The sequence below is a fragment of the Saccharothrix ecbatanensis genome (genome assembly GCF_014205015.1).
Lineage (GTDB): Bacteria > Actinomycetota > Actinomycetes > Mycobacteriales > Pseudonocardiaceae > Actinosynnema > Actinosynnema ecbatanense.
Genome location: NZ_JACHMO010000001.1, coordinates 8712257 through 8733149, shown reverse-complemented (window position 1 = coordinate 8733149; position 20893 = coordinate 8712257). Strand labels below are relative to the sequence as shown.

28 protein-coding genes are annotated in these 20893 nt (G+C 70.4%); 8 read left to right on the top strand and 20 right to left on the bottom strand.

What is annotated here, in order from left to right; genetic code table 11:
• Positions 1–33: 33 nt before the first annotated feature.
• Together F4560_RS38825 and F4560_RS38820 are read right to left on the bottom strand one after the other, a co-directional pair.
• On the bottom strand, positions 34–1023 hold the full coding sequence (locus F4560_RS38825) for a CobW family GTP-binding protein (RefSeq protein WP_184928031.1): 990 nt from the start codon (positions 1021–1023) through the stop codon (positions 34–36).
• A gap of 107 nt (positions 1024–1130) precedes the next feature.
• Positions 1131–1697, bottom strand: coding sequence for a TetR/AcrR family transcriptional regulator (locus F4560_RS38820; protein ID WP_184928030.1), 567 nt, complete (start codon positions 1695–1697; stop codon positions 1131–1133).
• 35 nt (positions 1698–1732) lie between these two features.
• On the opposite strand from F4560_RS38820, the gene F4560_RS38815 reads away from it, so the two are divergent.
• Both F4560_RS38815 and F4560_RS38810 read left to right on the top strand, forming a co-directional pair.
• Positions 1733–2149, top strand: a complete 417-nt coding sequence (locus tag F4560_RS38815; RefSeq protein WP_312869734.1) for an SRPBCC family protein — start codon at positions 1733–1735, stop codon at positions 2147–2149.
• A 75-nt stretch (positions 2150–2224) separates the two neighbouring features.
• Positions 2225–2839 carry a DedA family protein gene (locus F4560_RS38810; protein WP_184928028.1) on the top strand — a complete coding sequence of 205 codons (615 nt, stop codon included), beginning with the start codon at positions 2225–2227 and terminating at the stop codon, positions 2837–2839.
• On the opposite strand, the gene F4560_RS38805 is transcribed toward F4560_RS38810, so the two are convergent.
• The 3 genes from F4560_RS38805 to F4560_RS38795 are packed head-to-tail and all read right to left on the bottom strand — an operon-like array spanning position 2824 to position 5598.
• Positions 2824–3462 carry a response regulator transcription factor gene (locus F4560_RS38805; RefSeq protein ID WP_184928027.1) on the bottom strand — a complete coding sequence of 213 codons (639 nt, stop codon included), beginning with the start codon at positions 3460–3462 and terminating at the stop codon, positions 2824–2826. The genes F4560_RS38810 and F4560_RS38805 overlap by 16 nt on opposite strands.
• Complete coding sequence (locus F4560_RS38800) at positions 3453–4532, bottom strand: sensor histidine kinase (protein WP_184928026.1); 1080 nt, start codon at positions 4530–4532, stop codon at positions 3453–3455. The genes F4560_RS38805 and F4560_RS38800 overlap by 10 nt, the downstream gene beginning before the upstream one ends.
• Before the next feature lie 28 nt (positions 4533–4560).
• Positions 4561–5598, bottom strand: coding sequence for an NAD(P)-binding domain-containing protein (locus F4560_RS38795; protein ID WP_184928025.1), 1038 nt, complete (start codon positions 5596–5598; stop codon positions 4561–4563).
• A 99-nt stretch (positions 5599–5697) separates the two neighbouring features.
• Here F4560_RS38795 and F4560_RS38790 point away from each other — a divergent pair, with 99 nt between their 5' ends.
• The 3 genes from F4560_RS38790 (at position 5698) to bcp (ending at position 8060) form a co-directional block, all read left to right on the top strand.
• Positions 5698–6732, top strand: coding sequence for an LLM class flavin-dependent oxidoreductase (locus F4560_RS38790; protein ID WP_184928024.1), 1035 nt, complete (start codon positions 5698–5700; stop codon positions 6730–6732).
• A 291-nt stretch (positions 6733–7023) separates the two neighbouring features.
• Entirely contained in the window at positions 7024–7554 is a 531-nt protein-coding gene (locus F4560_RS38785; RefSeq protein ID WP_184928023.1) for a hypothetical protein, read from the top strand.
• A gap of 32 nt (positions 7555–7586) precedes the next feature.
• Positions 7587–8060, top strand: coding sequence for a thioredoxin-dependent thiol peroxidase (gene bcp, locus F4560_RS38780; protein WP_184928022.1), 474 nt, complete (start codon positions 7587–7589; stop codon positions 8058–8060).
• A 32-nt stretch (positions 8061–8092) separates the two neighbouring features.
• Here the strand turns inward: bcp and rdgB are convergent, their stop codons facing one another.
• Together rdgB and rph are read right to left on the bottom strand one after the other, a co-directional pair.
• A complete protein-coding gene (rdgB, locus tag F4560_RS38775) occupies positions 8093–8695 on the bottom strand; it encodes an RdgB/HAM1 family non-canonical purine NTP pyrophosphatase (RefSeq protein ID WP_184928021.1) in 603 nt (200 codons plus the stop codon).
• Positions 8692–9456: a ribonuclease PH gene (gene rph, locus F4560_RS38770; protein WP_184928020.1), complete on the bottom strand. Its 765-nt coding sequence runs from the start codon at positions 9454–9456 to the stop codon at positions 8692–8694. Before rph ends, rdgB begins: the two co-directional genes overlap by 4 nt.
• A 54-nt stretch (positions 9457–9510) precedes the next feature.
• Here rph and F4560_RS38765 point away from each other — a divergent pair, with 54 nt between their 5' ends.
• On the top strand, positions 9511–10035 hold the full coding sequence (locus tag F4560_RS38765) for a DUF2231 domain-containing protein (RefSeq protein WP_184928019.1): 525 nt from the start codon (positions 9511–9513) through the stop codon (positions 10033–10035).
• 226 nt (positions 10036–10261) lie between these two features.
• Here F4560_RS38765 and F4560_RS38760 read toward each other — a convergent pair whose 3' ends face one another.
• From F4560_RS38760 to F4560_RS38740, 5 genes are read right to left on the bottom strand one after another with little or no spacing between them, the layout of a single operon-like run.
• Positions 10262–10660, bottom strand: coding sequence for an OsmC family protein (locus F4560_RS38760; protein ID WP_312869733.1), 399 nt, complete (start codon positions 10658–10660; stop codon positions 10262–10264).
• A gap of 10 nt (positions 10661–10670) precedes the next feature.
• Positions 10671–11174: a hemerythrin domain-containing protein gene (locus F4560_RS38755; RefSeq protein WP_184928017.1), complete on the bottom strand. Its 504-nt coding sequence runs from the start codon at positions 11172–11174 to the stop codon at positions 10671–10673.
• Positions 11164–11976: an MBL fold metallo-hydrolase gene (locus F4560_RS38750; RefSeq protein WP_184928016.1), complete on the bottom strand. Its 813-nt coding sequence runs from the start codon at positions 11974–11976 to the stop codon at positions 11164–11166. Before F4560_RS38750 ends, F4560_RS38755 begins: the two co-directional genes overlap by 11 nt.
• A gap of 17 nt (positions 11977–11993) precedes the next feature.
• Positions 11994–12791 (bottom strand): glutamate racemase, encoded by a 798-nt coding sequence (murI, locus tag F4560_RS38745; RefSeq protein ID WP_184928015.1) that lies wholly within the window; start codon positions 12789–12791, stop codon positions 11994–11996.
• Positions 12788–13447, bottom strand: coding sequence for a rhomboid family intramembrane serine protease (locus tag F4560_RS38740; RefSeq protein WP_312869732.1), 660 nt, complete (start codon positions 13445–13447; stop codon positions 12788–12790). Before F4560_RS38740 ends, murI begins: the two co-directional genes overlap by 4 nt.
• Positions 13448–13583: 136 nt before the next feature.
• On the opposite strand from F4560_RS38740, the gene F4560_RS38735 reads away from it, so the two are divergent.
• Positions 13584–14429, top strand: coding sequence for an SMP-30/gluconolactonase/LRE family protein (locus tag F4560_RS38735; RefSeq protein ID WP_184928014.1), 846 nt, complete (start codon positions 13584–13586; stop codon positions 14427–14429).
• 130 nt (positions 14430–14559) lie between these two features.
• On the opposite strand, the gene F4560_RS38730 is transcribed toward F4560_RS38735, so the two are convergent.
• Complete coding sequence (locus F4560_RS38730; RefSeq protein ID WP_184928013.1) at positions 14560–15336, bottom strand: MBL fold metallo-hydrolase; 777 nt, start codon at positions 15334–15336, stop codon at positions 14560–14562.
• A gap of 345 nt (positions 15337–15681) precedes the next feature.
• Between F4560_RS38730 and F4560_RS38725 the strand changes: the two genes are divergently transcribed.
• Positions 15682–17001 (top strand): extracellular catalytic domain type 1 short-chain-length polyhydroxyalkanoate depolymerase, encoded by a 1320-nt coding sequence (locus F4560_RS38725; RefSeq protein WP_184928012.1) that lies wholly within the window; start codon positions 15682–15684, stop codon positions 16999–17001.
• Between the two features lie 70 nt (positions 17002–17071).
• Here F4560_RS38725 and F4560_RS38720 read toward each other — a convergent pair whose 3' ends face one another.
• Genes F4560_RS38720 through clpS form a run of 7 tightly spaced genes read right to left on the bottom strand, consistent with a single transcriptional unit; the run spans position 17072 to position 20886 of the window.
• Complete coding sequence (locus tag F4560_RS38720; protein WP_184928011.1) at positions 17072–18022, bottom strand: PLP-dependent cysteine synthase family protein; 951 nt, start codon at positions 18020–18022, stop codon at positions 17072–17074.
• Between the two features lie 20 nt (positions 18023–18042).
• Positions 18043–18315: a MoaD/ThiS family protein gene (locus tag F4560_RS38715; RefSeq protein WP_184928010.1), complete on the bottom strand. Its 273-nt coding sequence runs from the start codon at positions 18313–18315 to the stop codon at positions 18043–18045.
• Positions 18316–18365: 50 nt separating this feature from the next.
• On the bottom strand, positions 18366–18821 hold the full coding sequence (locus F4560_RS38710; protein ID WP_312869731.1) for a M67 family metallopeptidase: 456 nt from the start codon (positions 18819–18821) through the stop codon (positions 18366–18368).
• 51 nt (positions 18822–18872) lie between these two features.
• Positions 18873–19400 carry a DUF2231 domain-containing protein gene (locus F4560_RS38705; RefSeq protein WP_184928009.1) on the bottom strand — a complete coding sequence of 176 codons (528 nt, stop codon included), beginning with the start codon at positions 19398–19400 and terminating at the stop codon, positions 18873–18875.
• A gap of 57 nt (positions 19401–19457) precedes the next feature.
• Positions 19458–20033: a P1 family peptidase gene (locus F4560_RS38700; RefSeq protein ID WP_184928008.1), complete on the bottom strand. Its 576-nt coding sequence runs from the start codon at positions 20031–20033 to the stop codon at positions 19458–19460.
• Positions 20033–20590, bottom strand: a complete 558-nt coding sequence (locus F4560_RS38695) for a DUF2017 domain-containing protein (protein WP_184928007.1) — start codon at positions 20588–20590, stop codon at positions 20033–20035. The genes F4560_RS38700 and F4560_RS38695 overlap by 1 nt, the downstream gene beginning before the upstream one ends.
• On the bottom strand, positions 20587–20886 hold the full coding sequence (clpS, locus tag F4560_RS38690) for an ATP-dependent Clp protease adapter ClpS (RefSeq protein ID WP_033438448.1): 300 nt from the start codon (positions 20884–20886) through the stop codon (positions 20587–20589). Before clpS ends, F4560_RS38695 begins: the two co-directional genes overlap by 4 nt.
• Positions 20887–20893: the final 7 nt, after the last annotated feature.

The window sequence follows — 20893 nt, the reverse complement described above, 5'->3', positions numbered from 1 at the left end:
CTCGGCGTCCCGTACGCCGGGGGCCGCTATTGCTCACGCCGTGTAGCGCAGGACCTCCAGCATCGACTGCGGGTCCACCGACGACGGGTCCGGCTCGACGCACGCGGCGAGGTCGGCGCGGATCGCGGTGACGTCCAGGCCCGTGCCGATGAGCACCAGTTCGGTGCGCCTGGGCTGCCCTGGCCACGCCGAACGTTCGAACCGCAGGAACGCGCCGACGGTGTGCAGGCCGAACCGCTGCCGGTACCCCGGCACGTCGAACCGGACGAAGCCCTTGATCCGGTACAGGCCTTTCGGTCGGGCGTCGAGGAACGCCATGAGCCGCACCGGGTTCATCGCTTCTTCGGTCACGAACTCGACGCTGTCGTAGTGGACGTGGTCGTGCTCTTCGTCCAGCAGGTCCTCGAACGACAACTGGCCGAACTGCTCGCGTGGCCGCGGGTCGAACAGCAGGGCCGGGTCGACCCGCCCGAACGACGACAGCAGCACGGGCACGCCGGGCTTGAGCCGGTCGATCTCCGCGGCCAACGCGGCCGGGTCGGCAACGCGGTCGACCTTGTTCAGCACCACCAGGTCCGCCACGCGCAGGTGCCGGGCCAGGTCGTCGGGGAACTCGGCCGCGTCGACCAGGAGCACGAGGCCGCCGTAGGTCAGGCGCGGGTTCTCGCTCGCGAGCACCATCCGTGCCATGGCCTGCGGTTCGGCCAGTCCGCTGGCCTCGATCACGATGACGTCCACCAGCGAGTCGAGCTTGGCCAGCATGTCGTCGAGTTCGCTGACGTCGACCGCGCAGCACAGGCAGCCGTTGCTCAGCGAGACCGTGGAGTCGACCTGCCCGGCCACGCTCATGGCGTCGATGCCGATCGCGCCGAAGTCGTTGACCACCACGCCGATCCGGGTTCCCCGACTGCCGCCGAGCAGGTGGTTGAGCAGCGTGGTCTTGCCGGAGCCGAGGAACCCCGCCACCACGATCACCGGGATCCGCTTCACGTCGACCGATCCTAGTGCCGCTCCTGGTGCCATCCCCACCGAGCGGAGGGCTCCGCGTGTTCTGAGCGTTGAATTCGGGGGTCCTGAACGTAGGACACGGTGGTTCCGAAGGTACGACTCGCGCGTTCTGAACGTAGGACTCACGGGGTGGGGGTGGGGTGCATGAGGGTGATGAAGTGGTCCATGGCGGCGGTCACGGCGGGTTCGTCGTTGGTGGCCACCAGGTCCAGGAGGAGGCCGCGGGCGACCGCCAGGCCAAGGCGGGCACGGGCGGCGGCGACCTCCGGGGAGTGGCCGTGGGCGCGTTCGACCGCGGCTACCGGTTCCAGCCCGTTCGTGACGATGCCGTCCAGGAGCGGGGTGGTGCCCGGTCGGCCTTGGGCGGCTTGGGCGTAGAGCTCGAAGAACAGGCGTTCGTGGGCCCGGAGGGACGGGTCGACCAGGACACGCCAGAACTTGCGCGCGGCCTCGGCCGGGCTGTCGGTCGAGAGGAGGGACGCGAGCACGGCGCGCTGCTTCGCCTCGACCGCCCGCACGACCTCCACCAGGAGGCCTTCCATCGAGCCGAAGTGGTAGATCAGCATCCGATGGCTGGAGCCCACTGCCTTGGCCAGTCGACGCAGGCTCACGTCGGTCAGGCCGTGTTCGGCCAGGTGGTCGACCACGGCGGCGAGGAGCCGTTCCCGCGGAGCCTCTTGTTCCGGCATGTACCAGATGGTACATGTACCGCATGGTACAGAGAGTGGACGTCCACGTGCGCAGCAGCGCGCCACCTGATCGGGTCTACCGCCTGGCCGCGGACAGCTCGACCTGGCCCGAGTGGTCGCCGGTGGTGCGCTACGAGCGGGAACGCGCGGGTGACGCGAATGGCGTCGGCGAGGTCCGGGTATTCCACAACAAAGGCCGCAAGGTGCTCACGAGGGAGGAGGTCGTCGAACTGACGCCGAACCGGCGGGTGGGCTACGTCCTGCTGTCGGGTCTCGCCATTCGGGACTACCGGGCGTTCATCGACCTCGCGCCGGACGGGGACGGCACGGCGATCCGCTGGCACTCCTCGTTCGAGCCGAAGACGCGCGGGACGGGCTGGCTCTACCGCCTGGTGCTCCAGGCCGTGATCACGCAGTACGCCAAGGGCTTGGCGGAACACGCCGGACGCTGACACTGGGGTTTTCCACACCTGGTTGTGCGGTCGGCATCATGGTGAGCACGTCGGCGCGTTCGTAACTTCAGGATCATGGATGTCGTCTCGTGGGTAATCGACCTGATGGAAACGCTCGGCGCGCCGGGCGCCGGTATCGCGATCGCGCTGGAGAACCTGTTCCCACCCCTGCCCAGTGAGCTGTTCCTGCCGCTGGCAGGCTTCACCGCCAGCCAGGGCAAGATGAGCCTCATCGCCGCGATCATCTGGACCACCGTCGGGTCGGTCGCCGGCGCGCTGGCGCTGTACTACCTCGGCGCGCTGCTCGGCCGTGACCGGATCAGGGCGATCGCCCAGCGGATGCCGCTGATGAAACTGTCCGATGTGGACAAGACCGAGGAGTGGTTCGCCCGGCACGGCAAGGCGACCGTGTTCTTCGGCCGGATGGTGCCGATCTTCCGCAGCCTCATCTCCATCCCGGCGGGCGTGGAACGCATGGCGCTTCCCGCCTTCGTGCTGCTCACGACGGCGGGAAGCCTCATCTGGAACACCGCGCTGATCCTCGCCGGGTACGTCCTGGGTGCGAACTACCACGTCGTCGAGCAGTACATGGGCATCGTCGGGAAGGTCGTCCTCGGCCTAGTGGTGCTGGCCGTCGGGTTCTTCATCGCGTCACGGCTCAACCAGAAGAAGGCTCAGGCGCGCAAGTAGCGCAGGATCGCCAGCACCCGCCGGCTGTAGCCGTCCACACCGGACAGGCCGAGCTTGTCGAAGATCGAGTTGATGTGCTTCTCCACCGCGCTGCGCGACACGTGCAGGCGTGCCGCGATCGCGTTGTTCGTGTGGCCCTCGGCCATGTGCGCCAGCACTTGGCGTTCCCGCTCGGTGAGCACGTCCAGCGGGTGGGTGGTGCGGGCCAGCAGCCGCCGCACCACCTCCGGGTCGAACGCGACGTCACCGGCGCCTACCCGGCGCAGCGCGTCCAGGAACTCCTCCACCTGGACCACCCGGTCCTTGAGCAGGTAGCCCACGCCGTCGGTGTGCTCGGTGAGCAGGTCGACGGCGTAGCGCTGCTCGACGTACTGCGACAGCACCAGCACGCCGACCCCCGGGAACCGCCGGCGGATCTCCAGCGCGGCCTTCATGCCCTCGTCGGAGTTCGTCGGCGGCATCCGCACGTCGGTCACCACCACGTCCGGCAGGTGCGCCGCCACCGCGCTGAGCAGGGCTTCCGCGTCACCCACGGCCGCCACCACGTCGTGGCCCTCCTCGACCAGCAGCCGCACCAGACCCTCGCGCAGCAACGTCGAGTCCTCGGCCAGGATCACCCGCACGGGACCTCCGCGGTGATCACCGTCGGGCCACCGACCGGGCTGCTCACGTCGAACGTGCCGTCCAGCGCGAGCACCCGCCGCGACAGGCCGGCCAGCCCGCCGCCGGCCGGGTCCGCTCCCCCGACGCCGTCATCGGCGATCCGCACGCGCACCGCCCCGTCGTGCCCGGTGATGTCCACGTCGATCATCGTCGCACCCGAGTGCTTGGCCGCGTTGGTCACCGCCTCGCAGATGACGAAGTACGCCGCCGTCTCCACCCGCGGCGGCATGTCGAGTGGCTCGCACCGGATGCGCACCGGGATCGCGGACCGGTCCGCCACCGCCTCCAGCGCGTCTACCAGGCCCAACGAGTCCAACGCCGTCGGGTACACCCGCCAGGCGACCTCACGCAGGTCCTCGAGCACGTGCCGGGACTCCTCGTGCGCCTGGGCCAGCAGCTCGTCGGCGTGGTCGGGGTTGCGGCGGGCACGGCCGAGCAGCATGCCCAACGCGACCAGCCGCTGCTGCACGCCGTCGTGCAAGTCGCGTTCGATCCGGCGCCGCTCGGCGTCGACCGCCGCCACGATGCCCGCCCGGCTCGCGGCCAGCTCGTCGATGCGCAGGCGGAGCACCTCGGCTTCGCTCGGGCCGAGCCACCGGCGGGCGACCTTCCCCTCCAACGCGACGACGCCGATGATGCCCTGGACCTCGATGTAGAACAGGACCAGGCCGATCAGGCCGGTCCACGCGAAGTCCGTCCAGTCGTCGGAGAAGTCGAGGCCGTTGCCGTCGCCCGCTTCGCCGGTGACCAGCCGGTACCCGACCACCAGGCCCATCGCCAACCCGTAGAACAGCCAGGCCAGCACGAACCCGCCCAACAGGCCGACCGGCGCGCGGACGGCCAGGTAGCGCACCGCCTGGGCTTTGGTCGGCTGGGCGCTGTCCACATCCAGGAACCACCGCAGCCGTCGCCGCTCCAGCCCCGCGACCGCCACGGCCGCGTTCCGGGCGAACACCACGACGAGCAGGTCCAGCAGCGCCGACAGGAAGCCGAGCACCAGCCCGGCGACGACGCGCAGCCCCCTCTTCACCTGATCGAGGTTAGGCGGTGTCTGTCGTTCAGGCGGCCTCGCGGCGGGACAGCGACTCCTTGATCTCCTTCGCCGCCGCACGTCCCGCCCGCGTCGCGCCGACCGTGCTGGCCGACGGGCCGTAGCCGACGAGGTGCACGCGCGGGTCGGCGACGACCCTGGTGCCGTCGAGCTGGATGCCGCCGCCGGGCGTGCGCAGGTGCAACGGCGCCAAGTGGTCGAGCGCGGCGCGGAACCCGGTCGCCCAGACGATCGCGTCGGCCCGCTGGTGCGTGCCGTCCGGCCAGACCACGCCGTCCTCGGTGATCCGCTCGAACATCGGCCGACGGTCGAGCACGCCGGTCCTGAGGGCTTCACGGACTGCCGGGGTGAGGCTCAGGCCCGTCACGCTGACCACGCTGCGGGGCGGCAGGCCCTGGCGGACGCGTTCCTCCACCTTGGCGACCACGGTCCGGCCGAGTTCCGGCGTGAACGGCTCGTCGGAGAACTCCGGCTCGCGGCGGGTCACCCACGTCGTGGTCGCGTGCCGGGCGATCTCCAGCAGCTGCTGGACCGCCGACGTGCCGCCGCCGACCACGATTACGTGCTGCCCGGAGAACTCCTCGGGCCCCCGGTACTGCGAGGAGTGCAGTTGGCGACCCTGGAAGCGCTCCTGGCCGGGGTAGCGGGGCAAGAACGGGCGCGTCCACGTGCCGGTCGCGTTGACCAGCGCTTTTGTCTCCCAGGCGCCGCGATCGGTCTCGACACGCAGCAGACCGCCGTGGTCGCGGACGGCGTGCACGCGCACCGGGCGTTCCACCGCGATGCCGTTGCGGCGTTCGAAATCGGCGAAGTAGGCGGGCAGCACCTCGTTGGCCGGCGCGGTCGGGTCCGGCTCGGCGAACGGCATTCCGGGCAGGTCGTGGATGCCGTGCACGGTGGCCATCCGCAACGTCGGCCAGCGGTGCCGCCACGCGCCGCCCGGCCCGACATATGCGTCCAGCACGACGTGGTCCAGGTTCGCGCGCTTCAGGAAGTAGGCGGCGGACAACCCCGCCTGACCTGCACCGATCACCACCACGTCCATGTCACGATCAACGCCCGGACGTACCGCGCCCTTCCCGGTGTGATCGTCGCGATGGTCACACCAGGAAGACACCGGAGACCTCGCGCGTTGATCCCGGGCATGAGCCTCCGTGACGTGCCGCTGTCCGCACTCGACCTGGCCACGGTCACCACCGCGACGGACGCGCGAACGGCCCTGCGGCACACGCGTGAGCTGGCCCAGCACGTGGAGCGGCTCGACTTCACCCGGTTCTGGCTGGCCGAGCACCACAACATGCCCGGCATCGCCAGCTCCTCCCCCGCGATCCTCATCGGCCACGTCGCCGACGCCACCACCACGCTGCGGGTCGGCTCCGGCGGCGTGATGCTGCCCAACCACCCGCCGCTGGTGGTCGCCGAGCAGTTCGGCACGCTGTCCGCCCTGCACCCCGGCCGCATCGACCTGGGCATCGGCCGCGCGCCCGGCACCGACCAGCGCACCGCGCAGGCGTTGCGCCGCACCACCGGCCCGCTGTCCGTGGACGACTTCCCGCAGCAGCTCAGCGAGCTGACCGGGTACTTCAACGGCACCGAAGCGCTGAACGCGATGCCCGCCGAGGGCAACAAACCGGACATCTTCCTGCTCGGGTCGAGCGGGTACAGCGCGCAGGTCGCCGGTCTGCTCGGCCTCCCGTTCGCGTTCGCCCACCACTTCAGCGCGGAGAACACGCTGCCCGCGCTGGCGCTGTACCGCGAGCGGTTCCAGCCTTCGGAACGTCTTCAGCAGCCGTATGCGCTGGTCTGCGCGTCGGTGATCGTGGCCGACACCGACGAGCACGCCGGCTTCATCGCCGGTCCCGGCGCACTCGCCTTCGTCAAGCTGCGCAGCGGGCGGCCCGGTCCCCTGGCCACGAACGAGGAGGCCGCCGAGTACCCGTTCACCGACGTCGAGCGGCTGATCTTCGAGGACCGGCTGGACTCCCAGGTCATCGGTTCACCGGAGACCGCCAAGGCGGGGCTGGAGCGGTTGCTCGAGGAGACGAAGGCCGACGAGCTGATGGTGACGACGATGGTCGCCGAGCAGTCGGACCGGCTCCGGTCGTTCGAACTCCTGGCCGAGATCGCCGGACGTTCACCCGCACGACGTTCGGCCGAACGGGTGAAGACCGAAGCCTAGGTGTAGCGGATGGCGCACGGACCGCGATGATCGGAGTGGAGCGCGCACGCCCCCCGACGCGCTCCCCAACTTCCGGGCGGTTCAGCCGCCCGATCCCCGCCGCCGCCCCCGCGTGGACGCCGCCGGGGTGTGGCGCCGCCCACGCGGGCGGTCGTGCGTCATCACGGGTTGGCCACAGGCAGGCACCAGGTGCGAATCAAGGCCCTGAATCGGTCACCCGGCACCCTCCGGCACCGTCATGGTGGTGGCTAGTCGCAGTCAAGCCCACCGCCGGGGCGGGAAGGGGAGTTCGTGAAGTTCGCCAGACTGGCCGTCGGCGTGTGCCTCGGCCTGGCAATGGCGGGATGTGCGGACCCCTCCGACATTTCCACGCCCACGCCTCCGTCCGCGGTGGTCGAGCAAGGTGGCGACGCGCCGTCCGCGTCGGGCTACACCGCGTTCGGCGCGCAGCGGGTGTGGGCCAACGGCATGGCCGTGACCGTGTCCCCGCCGTCCTCGCTCAAGCCGAGCGACACGTCGTTCCCCGAGTCACCGCGCACCGCGGTGTTCACGCTGACCCTCGTCAACGGCACGAAGACCTCTTACCGGACCAGCCAGCTCGCCGTGCGCGCGATGGTCGACGGCGCTCCGGTGGCCGAGGTGCGCGACTCCGTGCAGGGGCTGAACGGCATCGCCGCCGCCGTGACCGAGGTCGCGCCCGGCGCGGAGACCGTGCTGACGCTGGCCTTCGCCGTGCCCGCCGACCCCGTGCTGCTGCAACTCGTGGTCGAGCCGAACGGCGCGAACCAGGAGCCGAGCTCGACGTTCGAGGGCACCGCCTGACCCGGTGGCGTCCGGTTGTAGCGTCTGGGCCCATGACCGAGCAGAAGCGCCTGTCACCGGGCGACCAGGCACCGGCGTTCACGCTGCCCGACAGCGAGGGCAAGCCCGTCTCGCTTTCCGACTACGCCGGCCGCTCCGTGGTCGTCTACTTCTACCCGGCGGCGGGCACGCCGGGCTGCACCAAGCAGGCGTGCGACTTCCGCGACAGCATCGGCGACCTTGAGTCGTCCGGCTACGACGTCATCGGGATCTCGCCGGACAAGCCGGAGAAGCTGGCCAAGTTCGTCGCCGCCGAGGGCCTGAACTTCCCGCTGCTGTCGGACGTGGACCGCAAGGTGCTGACCGAGTGGGGCGCGTTCGGGGAGAAGCAGAACTACGGCAAGACCGTCATGGGCGTGATCCGCTCGACGTTCCTGGTCGACCCCGAGGGGAAGATCAAGAAGGCCATGTACAACGTCCGCGCGACCGGCCACGTGGCCAAGCTGCTGCGCGAACTGCCCGCCTGATCCGGTTGCCCGCCGCTGCTCGGCGGCGGGCTCTACCCGGCCAGTTCGCGCAGGTGCGGTAGCAGCAGGCGCAGCGCGCGGCCCCGGTGGGAGATCTCGTCCTTCTGGTCCGGGGTCAGCTCGGCCGACGTCACGTCGTGGCCCTCGGGGCGGAAGATCGGGTCGTAGCCGAAGCCGTTCTCGCCGCGCGGCTCGCGGGTGATCGTGCCGCGCCACTCGCCGCGCACCACGGTCTCCTTGTCGGGCCCCGCCACGAACGCCGCCGTGCAGATGAACGCGCCGCCACGGCGTTCGTCCGGCACGTCCCGCAGTTGGCCCAGCACCAGGTCCAGGTTGGCCTGGTCGTTGCCGTGCACGCCGGACCAGCGTGCCGAGAGGACGCCCGGCATGCCGTTCAGCGCGTCGATCTCTATACCCGAGTCGTCCGCGACGGACGGCAGCCCGGTGGCGTTGAACGCGTCCCGCGCCTTGGCCAGGGCGTTGCCCTCGAACGTCGGGTCGGTCTCCGGGGCCTCCGGGAACGGCGGCACGTCGTCCAGGCCCAGCACCTCGATCCCGGCCAGGCCCTCGGCCAGCAGGATCCGGCGCAGCTCGCCGAGCTTCTTCTTGTTGCGCGACGCGAGGAGGAGCTTCACTTCCGCTTCCCCCTCGGCTCGGGCAGCACGCCGGGGTACGGCAGGGCCAGCGCCTCGGCCTGCAACCGGTTGAGCTGCGCGCAGCCCTCCAGGGCCAGGTCGAGCATCTTGTCCAACGTCGAGCGGGCGAACGTGGCGCCCTCGCCGGTGCCCTGCACCTCGATCAACGTGCCGGCGTCCGTGGCGACCACGTTCATGTCGACCTCGGCGCGCGAGTCCTCCTCGTACGGGAGGTCGAGGCGCACGCGACCGTCCACCACGCCGACCGACACGGCCGACACGGCGCACGAGAGCGGCAGCGGGTCGGCCAGGCGGTTCGCCGCGCCGAGCCACGTGACGGCGTCGGCCAGGGCCACGTACGCGCCGGTGATCGCGGCGGTCCGGGTGCCGCCGTCGGCCTGGATCACGTCGCAGTCGATCACGATCGTGTTCTCGCCCAGCGCGGCCAGGTCGATGCACGCCCGCAAAGATCGCCCGATCAGGCGGCTGATCTCGTGCGTGCGTCCCCCGATCCGGCCTTTCACCGACTCGCGGTCGCTGCGGGTGTGCGTGGCCGACGGCAGCATCGCGTATTCGGCGGTCACCCAGCCGAGCCCGGAGCCCGCGCGCCACCGTGGCACGCCCTCGGTCACGCTGGCCGCGCACAACACGCGCGTGTTGCCGAACTCGACCAGCACCGACCCGGCCGGCCACTGCTGGAAGCCGCGGGTGATCCGGATGTCGCGCAGTACGTCGTCGTTCCTGCCATCGGTCCTCAGCACGGCACTACCCTATGTCGCTGAACCCGGGAGCTACCCACCGGCGTAGGGAGAGGCATGGCACTCGCAGACGACCTGGTGACGATCTTCGGTCTCCCCGCGCACCCGCTGCTGGTCCACGCGGTGGTGGTGCTGCTCCCGATGGCGGCTGCGGGGGCCGCCGCTTTGGCGGTCGTGCCGCGGTGGCGGCGGAAGTACGCGTGGCCCCTGCTGGGCGTGACGCTGCTCGGCGTGGGGTCCGTTCCGCTGGCCCAGTGGGCGGGCGATCAGCTGTACGCGCGGATGGCCGGGCTGGACAACCCGTTGATCGAGAAGCACGCGTCCTTGGGCAACGACCTGCTGCCGTTCGCGCTGGGGTTCGGCGTGGTCGTGGTGGCCATGCTCGTGGCCGGCCGCCTGGCCGACCGTGAAGGCGCCGCCGCGGCCGACGACCCGGCCGTCCCGAAGACCTGGCGCCGGATCGCGGTGGTGGTAGCCGTCCTGGTAGTCGCCGCCGGCGCCGCCGCCACCGTCCAGACGGTCCGCATCGGACACAGCGGCTCCACCGCCGTCTGGGACGGCGTAGCCACCCCCACCCCGTGAGTCCTACGTTCAGAACGCGCGAGTCGTACCTTCAGGACCACCGTGTCCTACGTTCAGGACCCCCGAGTTCAACGCTCAGAACAAACGATCTTGTTCTGAGCGTTGAACTCGGGGTACGCGAACGTAGGACTCACGGGTCCTGAACGTAGGACTCACCCGTTCTGAACGTAGGACTCACGGGGCCTGGAGGTTCGACACGCGGGGCCTGAGCGTTCGACTCGCGCGGTTAGGTGGGGAGGGTGACGGGGGTGGGCGGGGTGGACTTGAGGGTCCGGGTGACGGTGCAGAGCTGGTCGATCGCACGGCGGACGGCGGCGTCCAAGGCGGCGCGTTGGGCGGCGTCCAGCTGCGAGATGTCGTAGTCCAGCGCGATCGGGACGGCGTCCAACTGATGCGCATCGGCAGGCCGAACGTCGTCCGCACGGGCCACCAACCCGCCGTCCACGCGACGGGTGACGAGAGTTTCCGCCGTCACGGCCGCGCAGCCCGCCGCAGCCGCCAACAGCAGCTCAACCGGCGTAAAAGCCCCAGGCGCACCCTTGCGGCCGACACGCACCGAGGCGCCCCGATCGTTCGTGGCCACGAAATCGTGCTGACCGACCAGCCTCACCTCGACGTTCGACACCCGATCGACGCTAGTCGATCCGATCCTCCGTCGCCGCCGCGATCTTGCGCACATACGCGATGTCGCCGCAGTTGTCGTCCAACCGGTCCTGCCGGATCTCCGCGAACAACCGGCCCAGCTCGTCCCGCCGCGCGTCGGGCACCTGCTGCCGCGCGTCGTTGAGGATCGTCCGCTCCTCCTCGTCCACGTGGTGGTTGAGCGCCTGGACCAGCTCCTCCAGCCTGCTCTCCCACTCCTCGGACAACGTGTCGCCGACCTCCATCAACGCCAGCAGCGCCTGGTGCCCCTCCGCGTGCTCCTCGGCACCGTGGTCGACCTCGTGGTTGTCGACCTCCTTGTACCGCTTGAGCGCCGGGTACACCTCCGCCTCCTCGGCCTCGGCGTGCGCCACGAGCAGCGCCGCCAGCTCGGCCAGCACCGTCGACCGGTCGGACTCCCGGTCACGCAAGGAGCGGAACAGTTCCTCGAACCTGCGGTGGTCCGCCAGGATCAGCTCGACGACATCAGTTGCCATGGCCGCCGATTACCCGCACCACCGGCTCGTCAACCGCGTACCTGTCACCCTGCGCGACCACGTCCACCGGTCCGCTGAACTGACCGCGCGCCTCGGCCAGCACGGCGTCCCGATCGGTCCACGGCGCGATGTGGGTCAGCAGCAGCCGCCCGACACCGGCGTCCGCCGCCAACCGACCCGCCTGCACGCCCGACAGGTGCCTGCCGAGCGGCCGGTCGTCGGCGTGCGTCCACGTCGCCTCCGACAAGAGCACGTCGACCCCCTGCGCCAGGCCGAGCAACGCGTCACACGGCCCCGTGTCGCCCGTGTAGGCCAACGACGCGGTCTTCGTGGTGATGCGGAACCCGTACGCCTCGGTCGGGTGGTCGACCCGCACGGCGGTGATTTCGAACGGCCCGATCGTGGTCACCGCGTCCCCCGTGAGGGGGAGGAACTCGAACACGTCGGACAGGTCGGTGGTGAGGAGTTCGTCGGCCGTCTCCGCGTACGCGCGGGCGAACCGGTCGGCTGCCTCGGACGGCCCGTGCACGGGCAGCCGGTGTTTTCGCGTGTCGTACGGCGGATGGGTGTGGTAGCGGCGGGTGACGGTCAGGGTGGTGAAGTCGCTGCAATGGTCCGGGTGCAGATGGGAGAACAGCAAGCCGTCCAACGAGAACGGGTCGTGGTGCGCCTGTAACGCGGCCAGCACACCGCTGCCCAGTTCGATCGCGAGTCGGCAGCCATCCGCCTCGACGAGGTAGCCGGATGCGGGCCCGTGCGGTCCCGGCAGGCTGCCCGAGCAGCCGAGGATGGTCAACAGCACCCGTGGAGCGTGCCAGGTCAACCGTGGGCGTGGAAGGTCGCGTTTTCCAACCCGGGCAGGAATCGCCGGGCGAGCCGGCCGAACTGCTCCACCGATCCGGTGCAGCCGAACCGCTGATCAGGGTCGCCTTCGCGGAACAGGTCGTGCTCCGTCAGCACCCGCACCACGTCCTTGACGGTCTCCTCGGCACTGGAGACGAGCGTCACGCTGTCACCCATCACGATCTGGAGGACGCCGGTCAGCAGCGGGTAGTGCGTGCAGCCGAGGACGAGCGTGTCGACTCCTGCGCGCTGCAACGGTTCCAGGTAGGCCTGCGCCATGCCCAGCACCTGCCGGCCGGACGTGGTGCCGCGTTCCACGAAGTCCACGAACCTCGGGCACGCGACCGCGGTGACCTCGATGTGGCGTGCGGCGGCGAACGCGTCCTGGTACGCGCCGGACGTGACGGTGCCGAGCGTGCCGATGACGCCGACCTTGCCGGTGCGCGTGGTCGCCACCGCACGGCGCACGGCGGGCAGCACGACCTCGATCACCGGGATGTCGTAACGCTCCCGCGCGTCACGCAGGCACGCCGCGGACGCGGTGTTGCACGCGATGACCAGCAGCTTCGCGCCGTCGGCGACCAGCCGGTCGGTGACTTCGAGGGCGAACTTGCGCGCCTGCGCGATGGGCAGCGGGCCGTACGGGCAGTTGGCCGTGTCGCCGACGTACCGGATGCGTTCGCCGGGGAGCTGGTCCATGATCGCCCGTGCGACGGTCAGCCCGCCGACGCCGGAGTCGAAGATCCCGATGGGCGAATCGGCGGTGACGGTCACGCGTCGAGCGTAGTCGGGGCGCCCTTCCTGGCATCCCGGGCGACGCCCCACGCCGCGAGCACGCCGCCGAGCGCACCGAACAGGTGGCCTTCCCAGGAGATGCCGACCTGGCCGGGCAGCACGCCCCACAGCGCCGCGCCGTACATCGCGAAGACCACGACGGCCAGCACGATCTGGAGGACGCTGCGTGCGAACACACCGCGCACCAGCAGGAACATCAGGAAGCCGAAGATCAGGCCGGACGCGCCGATGTGGCTGCCGTACGAGCCGAAGAGCCACACGCCGAGGCCGCTGGTCAGCCAGATGACCGCGGTGATCTGGAAGAACTGCTTGATCCCGCCCGACGTGGCCAGGTAGGCGAGGACGAGCAGCGGCACCGCGTTGCCGGTGAGGTGCGTCCAGTCGCCGTGCAGGACCGGGTACCAGAGGATGTTGTCCCACTGGTCGAAGTCGCGCGGGATCACGCCGTCGTCGTTCAGCGTGCCGCCGAGGACTGTGTCGATGGCCTCGACCACGTAGAGCAGGCCGACGAATCCCAGCACGACCACGGCCGACAGCACGGGCTTGGGCGGCACGATGCGCTTGGTCGGCGGTTTCACCCGTCTGGGTGCCGCGACCACCGGGTCGGGTGGTGTGAAAGGGCCGGTGGGGTCCACGTGATCCAGGCTACGCGTGGAGCGGGCGACGCCCCACTGGATGACTCACGGTGCCTGATCGGATGACTCGCGCTGCGAGGGTGAAGGACTCGCGGTATTGGGGTGGAGGGCCCACCCGTGACCGTAGGCTGGGCGGGTGTCGATCGAAGTCGCGGTGCGGGCCGAAGCGGCGCTGGGTGAGGGCCCCACGTGGGACCACGCCAGCGGAACACTCCTTTGGGTGGACGTCCTCAGCAGCGAGGTGCACCGCTACAGCCCGTGGCGCAACGACGACGCGGTCCTGGAAATGCCCCAGCACGTCGGTGCGGCGAAGCCCCGGACGGCCGGTGGTCTGGTGGTCAACCTGCGTGACGGCGTGGCCCTGATCGACCGTGACGGCGCGAAGACGTGGCTCGTGTACTGGGCGCGGGACGGCGTGCGGGGCAACGACGCCGCGGTCGACCCGGCGGGCCGGCTGTGGGCGGGCACGATGCGTTACGACGAGGGGCCGGGCGGCTGGCTGGCGCGGGTGAAGCCGACCGGTGAGGCGAAGGTCGTGCTGGACAAGGTGGGCGTCAGCAACGGCATCGGCTGGAGCCCCGACGCCAAGCGGATGTACTACATCGACTCGTCGGAGCGGCGCGTGGACGTGCTGGACTTCGACGAGGAGTCCGGTGAGGCGACGAACCGGCGTCCGCTGGCCGAGGTGCACCGCGGGCTGCCCGACGGCCTCACCGTGGACTCGTCCGGCGCGATCTGGGTCGCGTTGTGGGGTGGCGCGGCGGTGCACCGGTACACGCCGGACGGCGACCTGGACCTGGAGATCGAGCTACCGGTCGGCCAGCCGACGGCGTGCTGCTTCGGTGGCCCCGACTTCACCGACCTCTACGTGACGACCGCCCGGGTCGGGCTGAGCGAGGACGCGTTGAGCGAGTTGGCCGGGTCGGTCCTGGTGCTGCCGGGCGTGGGCGAGGGCCTGCCGTCCCCCGCGTTCGCGGGCTGAGCGTCGGTTCCGAGCGTCCGCTCTGAGCGCATGTGCTGGGCGTTGAACGTTCTGAGCGTTGAATTCGGGGGTCCTGAACGTAGGACACGGTGGTCCTGAAGGTACGACTCGCGCGTTCTGAACGTAGGACTCACGCGGGGAGGGTGTAGGTGGCGCCGGGGGTGGCCAGCGACACCGGGCCCGAGAACGTCTCCTTGGCGTCCGCCAGGACGCCCTCGCGGTCGGACCACGGGAGCACGTGGGTGAGGACGAGCCGTCGGACGCCGGCGGACGCGGCCACCTCGCCCGCTTCCCGGCCGCTCATGTGCAGGTAGTTGGCACGACCCGCCTGCGTCCGCCACGCCGAGTCGGCGAGTAGCAGGTCCGCGCCCCGTGCCAGCCGCACCAAGTCCGGGCAGGGCACCGTGTCGCCGGAGAACACCAGCGACACACCCCCGTACGAGATCCGGAACCCGTAGGCCTCGCAGATGTGCCGCATGGCGGCCACTTCGACCTCCACCGGCCCCACCGCGTACTTGCCGGGCGCGAGCGGCACGAAGTCGAACGTCTCCGACAGGTCCGTCCGCGCCAACGACGCGCGATCGGCGGCGTGCGCGGCGGCCAGCCGGGAAGGCGCGTGCGAGGGCGCGAACACCGGCAACCGGCGCTCGGTGACGTCATAAGGCGGCTCGGGGTGCTCACGCCGGTACACGGTCAGCGAACTGAAGTCGGCGCAGTGGTCGAGGTGCAGGTGTGACAACAGCACGGCGTCGAGGTCGAACGGATCGCAGTGCCGCATCAACGCGCCGAACACGCCACTGCCCAACTCCAACACGATCCGCACGCCACCCGCCTCGACCAGGTACCCGGAGGTGGGTAGATCAGGCCCCGGCGCACTGCCCGAACAACCGAGCACCGTCAATTGCATGGGCCGAACGATAGCAGCCCGGCAGTCGGCAAAAATGCGGAATACCGCACGCCACAAGGGCCGACTATCAATACCGGGGGAGTTCACTCGAATGTCTCAACCGCGCCCACTGAATGCATCGAATGCATATTCGGACAATTGCATCGACAGCCGAAGCGCAGCACAACTGGAGCCGGTCGAAAGTTTCACCGGCAGACCCCTGCGCCCGAACGGATGCATGGAACGTTCCCGCAGCTCAACACGCCATTTGAGACTCGCAATATTCACGAAACTTATTGTCCGCAGCCGAGGGGTGACAGATAGTGACGACAACTCTCGCGACAACACCGGACGGGTGGTGGCTCCATGAAGGCGCTCGGCGCGATCGTGACTTCCCTGGCCGCGGCGGCGGCTTTCGTGCTGGCGTTCGTCGCCGCACCGCAGGCTTCGGCGGCCACGCTGACCGAGGTCACCGGCTTCGGCACGAACCCCAGCAACCTGCGCATGCACCTGTACGTGCCGGACCGCACGCAGGCCAAGCCGCCGGTGCTGCTGGCGGTGCACTACTGCACGGGCACCGGCCCGGCGTTCCACTCGGGCACCGACTTCGCCCGGCTGGCCGACCAGCACGGGTTCATCGTGATCTACCCGTCGGCCACCCGCAGCGGCCAGTGCTTCGACGTGTCCAGCCCGCAGGCGCTGCGGCGTGACGGCGGCAGCGACCCGGTCGGCCTGATGTCGATGGTCCGGTACGTGCTCCAGCGCTACAACGGCGACACCGGCCGGGTGTTCGTCACCGGCGTCTCGTCCGGCGCGATGACCACGAACGTCATGCTGGCCAACTACCCGGACGTGTTCCAGGCCGGCGCGGCGTTCGCGGGTGTGCCCGCAGGCTGCTTCGCCACCACCGACGGCTCGGGCTGGAACAGCGCCTGCGCCAACGGCCAGGTGCTCAGGACGCCGCAGGAGTGGGGCAACATCGCCCGCGCCGCGTACCCCGGCTACACCGGCGCCCGGCCGCGGATGCAGACGTGGCACGGCACCGCGGACGACACCCTGCGGTACCCGAACTTCGGCGAGCAGATCGACCAGTGGACCAACGTCCACGGCCTGTCCACCACGCCGACGTCCACCGACAGCCCGCAGTCGGGCTGGACGCGCACCCGTTACAGCGACAAGGTCGAGGCCATCTCCATGCAGGGCACCGGCCATAACCTGATGGGCGCGGGCATGGCGTTGCGGGCCATCCAGTTCTTCGGCCTCGACAAGCCGGGCGACACCACCACGTCCACGTCGACTTCCACCACTACGTCGACCACAACCAGCACAACCACGACCACGACCACGACGACCACCACCCAGCCGCCTGGCGCGTGCAAGGTCACGTACACCGTCAACGCCTGGAACACGGGCCTGACGGCGAGCGTCACCATCGCCAACACCAGCAGCAGCGCGGTCAACGGCTGGCAGCTCGCGTTCACGCTGCCCAGCGGGCAGACCATCACCAGCGGGTGGAACGCCACCTTCTCCCCCACCAGCGGTGCGGTCACGGCGCGGAACGCGTCGTACAACAGCACCATCGGCGCCGGCGCGTCGATCGGCATCGGGTTCCAGGCGACCCATGGCGGCAACACGGGCAAGCCGACCTCGTTCACGCTCAACGGCGCCGCGTGCACGATCGGCTGACATAGGAGAAGGGCCTCGCAGCGTGGCGAGGCCCTTCTCCTACCTACAAAGAACTTCCAGGCCTACAGCGTCACGCCCAGAGGTGGCCGTCTAGCCGTTCCGAGGCTTCGTCCAACGTGCCCGCGTAGGCGCCGGTGGACAGGTACTTCCAGCCCGCGTCGGCCACCACGAAAGCCACGTCCGCGGACTCGCCGCGCGCCGCTGCCTTCTCCGCCACGGCCAGCGCCGCGTGCAGGATCGCGCCGGTGGAGATGCCCGCGAAGATGCCCTCCACCTCCAGCAGCTGACGGGTGCGGCGCAGCGCGTCGTACGAGCCGACCGAATAGCGGCCGGTCAGCACGGAGGCGTCGTACAGCTCGGGCACGAAACCCTCGTCGAGGTTGCGCAGCCCGTACACCAGCTCGCCGTACCGCGGCTCGGCCGCGATGATCTGCACGTCCGGCTTCTGCTCGCGCAGGAACCGGCCCACGCCGACCAGGGTGCCGGTGGTGCCGAGGCCAGCGACGAAGTGCGTGATCGTCGGCAGGTCGTTGAGGATCTCCGGCCCGGTGCCGTGGTAGTGCGCGCCGGCGTTGGCCGGGTTGCCGTACTGGTAGAGCATCACCCAGTCCGGGTTCTGCTTGGCCAGTTCCTTCGCCTGCGCCACGGCCTGGTTCGACCCGCCGGCCGCGGGCGAGAACACGATCCGCGCGCCGTACGCCTGGAGCAGCTGCTTGCGCTCGGTGGAGGTGTTCTCCGGCATCACGCAAACCAGGCCGTAGCCCTTGAGCTTGGCGGCCATGGCGAGGGCGATGCCGGTGTTGCCGGACGTCGGTTCGAGGATCGTGCAGCCCGGCGTGAGGACACCCGTCCGCTCGGCCTCCTCGATCATCATCAGGACCGGGCGGTCCTTGATCGAGCCGGTCGGGTTGCGGTCCTCCAGCTTCGCCCACAGCCGCACGTCCTTCGACGGCGACAGCCGGGGCAGGCCCACGAGGGGCGTGCCGCCGACCGCGTCGAGCAGTGACTCGTAGCGGGCCACGATGCGTCCTCCGGAGTGGGTCAGCCGCCCGCGACGGCCGGCAGGATCGTCACGGTGTCGCCGTCCTTGACGGCCGCTTCGAGGCCGCCCGCGAACCGCACGTCCTCGTCGTTGACGTAGACGTTGACGAACCGGTGGAGCGCGCCTTCCTTGACCAGGCGCTGCTTCAGGCCACCGTGGTTGGTCTCCAGGTCGTCGATGATCTGGGCGAGCGTCTCGCCCGCGGCCTCGACCGACTTCTGCCCGCCCGTGTGAGTGCGCAGGATCGTGGGGATGGAGACGATGACGGCCATGCTGGAACCTCCGAGGAACCGGGTGGGTGGGGGTGGAGCGAAGACGCGGCTCAGGGACAGTCGGGCGTGTCGTCCGCGCCGGTGTGGGCGAACATGTACGACTCCACGACCTCGACCGGTTCTTCGGTCACCACGCCGTCCACGATCCGGTAGGAGCGCAGCTCGTACTGCTCCGGGTCCCGGGTGGAGACGAGGACGTAGTGCGCGTCCGGCTCACCGGCGTAGGAGACGTCCGTGCGGGACGGGTACGCCTCGGTCGCGGTGTGCGAGTGGTAGATGACGACCGGCGCCTCGTCGTTGCGGTCCATCTCGCGCCACACCCGGAACTGCTCGGCCGAGTCGAAGCGGTAGAAGGTGGGCGAGCGCTCGGCGTTGTCCATCGCGATGAACCGCTCCGGGCGGTCGGAACCCTCCGGGCCCGCGATGACGCCGCATGCCTCGTCCGGGTGGTCGCGACGGGCATGCTCCACCATCGCGTCCACGAGGTCACGGCGAATCACCAGCACGCCTTCATCCTACGTGGTGGGGGAAGGTGTCCCGCCGTGTGAGAACTCGCACTACACCGGTTCGCGGACGCCCCCGGGACCCTCCTGGTGCTGGTGCGGGACCGTCCCCGGTTTGGCAGGTTTCGCCGGCTGGAGGCCGAGCAGTCCGCCGGCGGCGAGTGCCGCGAGTCCGAGCGCCGAGACGGCCCTGGCCACCACGCCGAAGCCGTGCCCGCGCAGCCGGAACGACGTGAGGTAGCACACATCCGCCGCCGCGTTCGCCGCCAGCTGCACGAACGCCGTGCGCCGCTGCCGTTCGTCCAACGTCCCGTACTCGGCCAGCTCGGTCGCCAGGGCCACAGGCGCCGCCGCCAGCCCGACCCCGATCACGGCGCGCGCCGCCTTGCTGCTCCCGGGCATCAGGTCCAGCGCCGCCGACGCCGCGTACAGCCCGATCGGCAGCACGACGACCGCCGGGTGCACCGGCTTCCCCCACGCCCGCACGTCCAGCAGCCCGGTCACCTCACGGCGCCGCAGCGCCGCCGGCACCACTTCGGCCAGCGCCCCGGCCGCCTTGTCCAGCACCGGACTGCTCCGCACCCACCGAACCGCCCTGTCCACACCAGCCATGGCTCCGGGGTACCCACCCCGACCCGCTCACACCCGCGCGTTCCGACCCGCGCGTTCCAGGGCGTCGGCGGCGGTGGTGCAGAGGTCGTTCAGCGGGGTGCCGGTCGGACGCCCTGTGGCCACCGCGAACACCGTCGCCGGCACGGTCACCCCGGCCCGCGCGAACCCGTCGTGCGCCGACATGGCGACCCTTCGGCATTCGGCCGGCCCGACTTCGGCATCGACCACGACCAGCCCCACCGCGGTCTCGCCGACCACGGCCAGCGCCGGAATGTCGGACGGAGCAGCCGCCTCGCACGCCGCGTAGCCGTCACCCGAAGGGAGTCCGAGAGCCGCCGCGGCGGGCACGATCGGCACCACCTCGAGCGGCCGCGCACCCACCGGGAACCCGTGCCCACGCTCCGCCAACCAGCGCACGACACCATCGGCACAAGTGAGGTCTCCACCGGCCAGCACCACGGCGTGCACCCGCTGGACCAACGTCGACGGGTCCAGCAAGTCCAGCTCACGCGTCCCGACCGGCGCGCCGCGCACGGCCACCCCGGCCACCGCGCCGGCGGGCGTCAACACCACCGCCACCCCGGGCCCGCGCCCGACCAGCATCAGCTCATGACCGCTTCGACCAGCGTCTCCTGCACCCACGTCAACCAGTGGTAAACGCCCAGGTGCGGCGAACGCGGGTCGTCCGGCGGCAGCTCGTCCGGCATTTCGTCCTGCACGTCCAACGCCGTGCCCAGCGCCAACCGCACGTCGTTCAACGCGGACAGCCAGGCCTCGGCCTGCTCCATCGCCAACCGCACCTCGCCACCGTCCGGCGGGCACGTCTCCAGCACCACCGCCGCGACGCCGGTCTTCTGGTCCAACAGCTCGGGCTCGTGCAACGACCGCAGCGCGTTGGCCGAATCGACCTCCGCGGGGTCGGGCGCGTCCGGGTCCAACCGGTGGAAGTCGGGCAGCAGCCTGCCCAGGATCGGGTCGTCCGGCGGCGTCGACGGGCCGGTGCGGATACCGGTCAGCTCGGCCAACTCGTCCTGCGGCGCTTCTTCCGCACGTGCCAGCAGCATGTCCTGGATCTGGCTCACCAGACCGCGCACCACGGCGGCTTCCTGCCGGTCGAACCGGCCCAGCACCTGATCGCCGGTGCGCGTCCACTTCTTCACGACGAACGCTGCATGGTCGCCCAGAGCCCGGCCGCGTGCAGCTTCGCCACGTCGGCCTCCACCTTGTCCTTGCTCCCCGACGACACGATCGCCCTGCCCTTGTGGTGCACGTCCAGCATCAGCTTGGTCGCGTGGTCGCGGCTGTAGCCGAACAGCTTCTGGAACACGTACGTCACGTAGGACATCAGGTTCACCGGGTCGTTCCAGACCAGGGTCTGCCACGGGCGGTCCTCGGTGCGGACCTCCTCGCCGGCCGGGTCAACCTGCGTCCGCTCATGTTCGACGGGCGTGGTCATACCGCCA

Bases quoted from the DNA above. Each gene is read 5' to 3' on its own strand.
- F4560_RS38825 (WP_184928031.1), bottom strand. From the start codon at position 1,023: ATGGCACCAGGAGCGGCACTAGGATCGGTCGACGTGAAGCGGATCCCG.
- F4560_RS38820 (WP_184928030.1), bottom strand. From the start codon at position 1,697: ATGCCGGAACAAGAGGCTCCGCGGGAACGGCTCCTCGCCGCCGTGGTC.
- F4560_RS38810 (WP_184928028.1), top strand. From the start codon at position 2,225: ATGGATGTCGTCTCGTGGGTAATCGACCTGATGGAAACGCTCGGCGCG.
- F4560_RS38795 (WP_184928025.1), bottom strand. From the start codon at position 5,598: ATGGACGTGGTGGTGATCGGTGCAGGTCAGGCGGGGTTGTCCGCCGCC.
- F4560_RS38790 (WP_184928024.1), top strand. From the start codon at position 5,698: ATGAGCCTCCGTGACGTGCCGCTGTCCGCACTCGACCTGGCCACGGTC.
- bcp (WP_184928022.1), top strand. From the start codon at position 7,587: ATGACCGAGCAGAAGCGCCTGTCACCGGGCGACCAGGCACCGGCGTTC.
- F4560_RS38765 (WP_184928019.1), top strand. From the start codon at position 9,511: ATGGCACTCGCAGACGACCTGGTGACGATCTTCGGTCTCCCCGCGCAC.
- F4560_RS38755 (WP_184928017.1), bottom strand. From the start codon at position 11,174: ATGGCAACTGATGTCGTCGAGCTGATCCTGGCGGACCACCGCAGGTTC.
- F4560_RS38730 (WP_184928013.1), bottom strand. From the start codon at position 15,336: ATGCAATTGACGGTGCTCGGTTGTTCGGGCAGTGCGCCGGGGCCTGAT.
- F4560_RS38725 (WP_184928012.1), top strand. From the start codon at position 15,682: ATGAAGGCGCTCGGCGCGATCGTGACTTCCCTGGCCGCGGCGGCGGCT.
- F4560_RS38715 (WP_184928010.1), bottom strand. From the start codon at position 18,315: ATGGCCGTCATCGTCTCCATCCCCACGATCCTGCGCACTCACACGGGC.
- F4560_RS38700 (WP_184928008.1), bottom strand. From the start codon at position 20,033: ATGCTGGTCGGGCGCGGGCCCGGGGTGGCGGTGGTGTTGACGCCCGCC.
- clpS (WP_033438448.1), bottom strand. From the start codon at position 20,886: ATGACCACGCCCGTCGAACATGAGCGGACGCAGGTTGACCCGGCCGGC.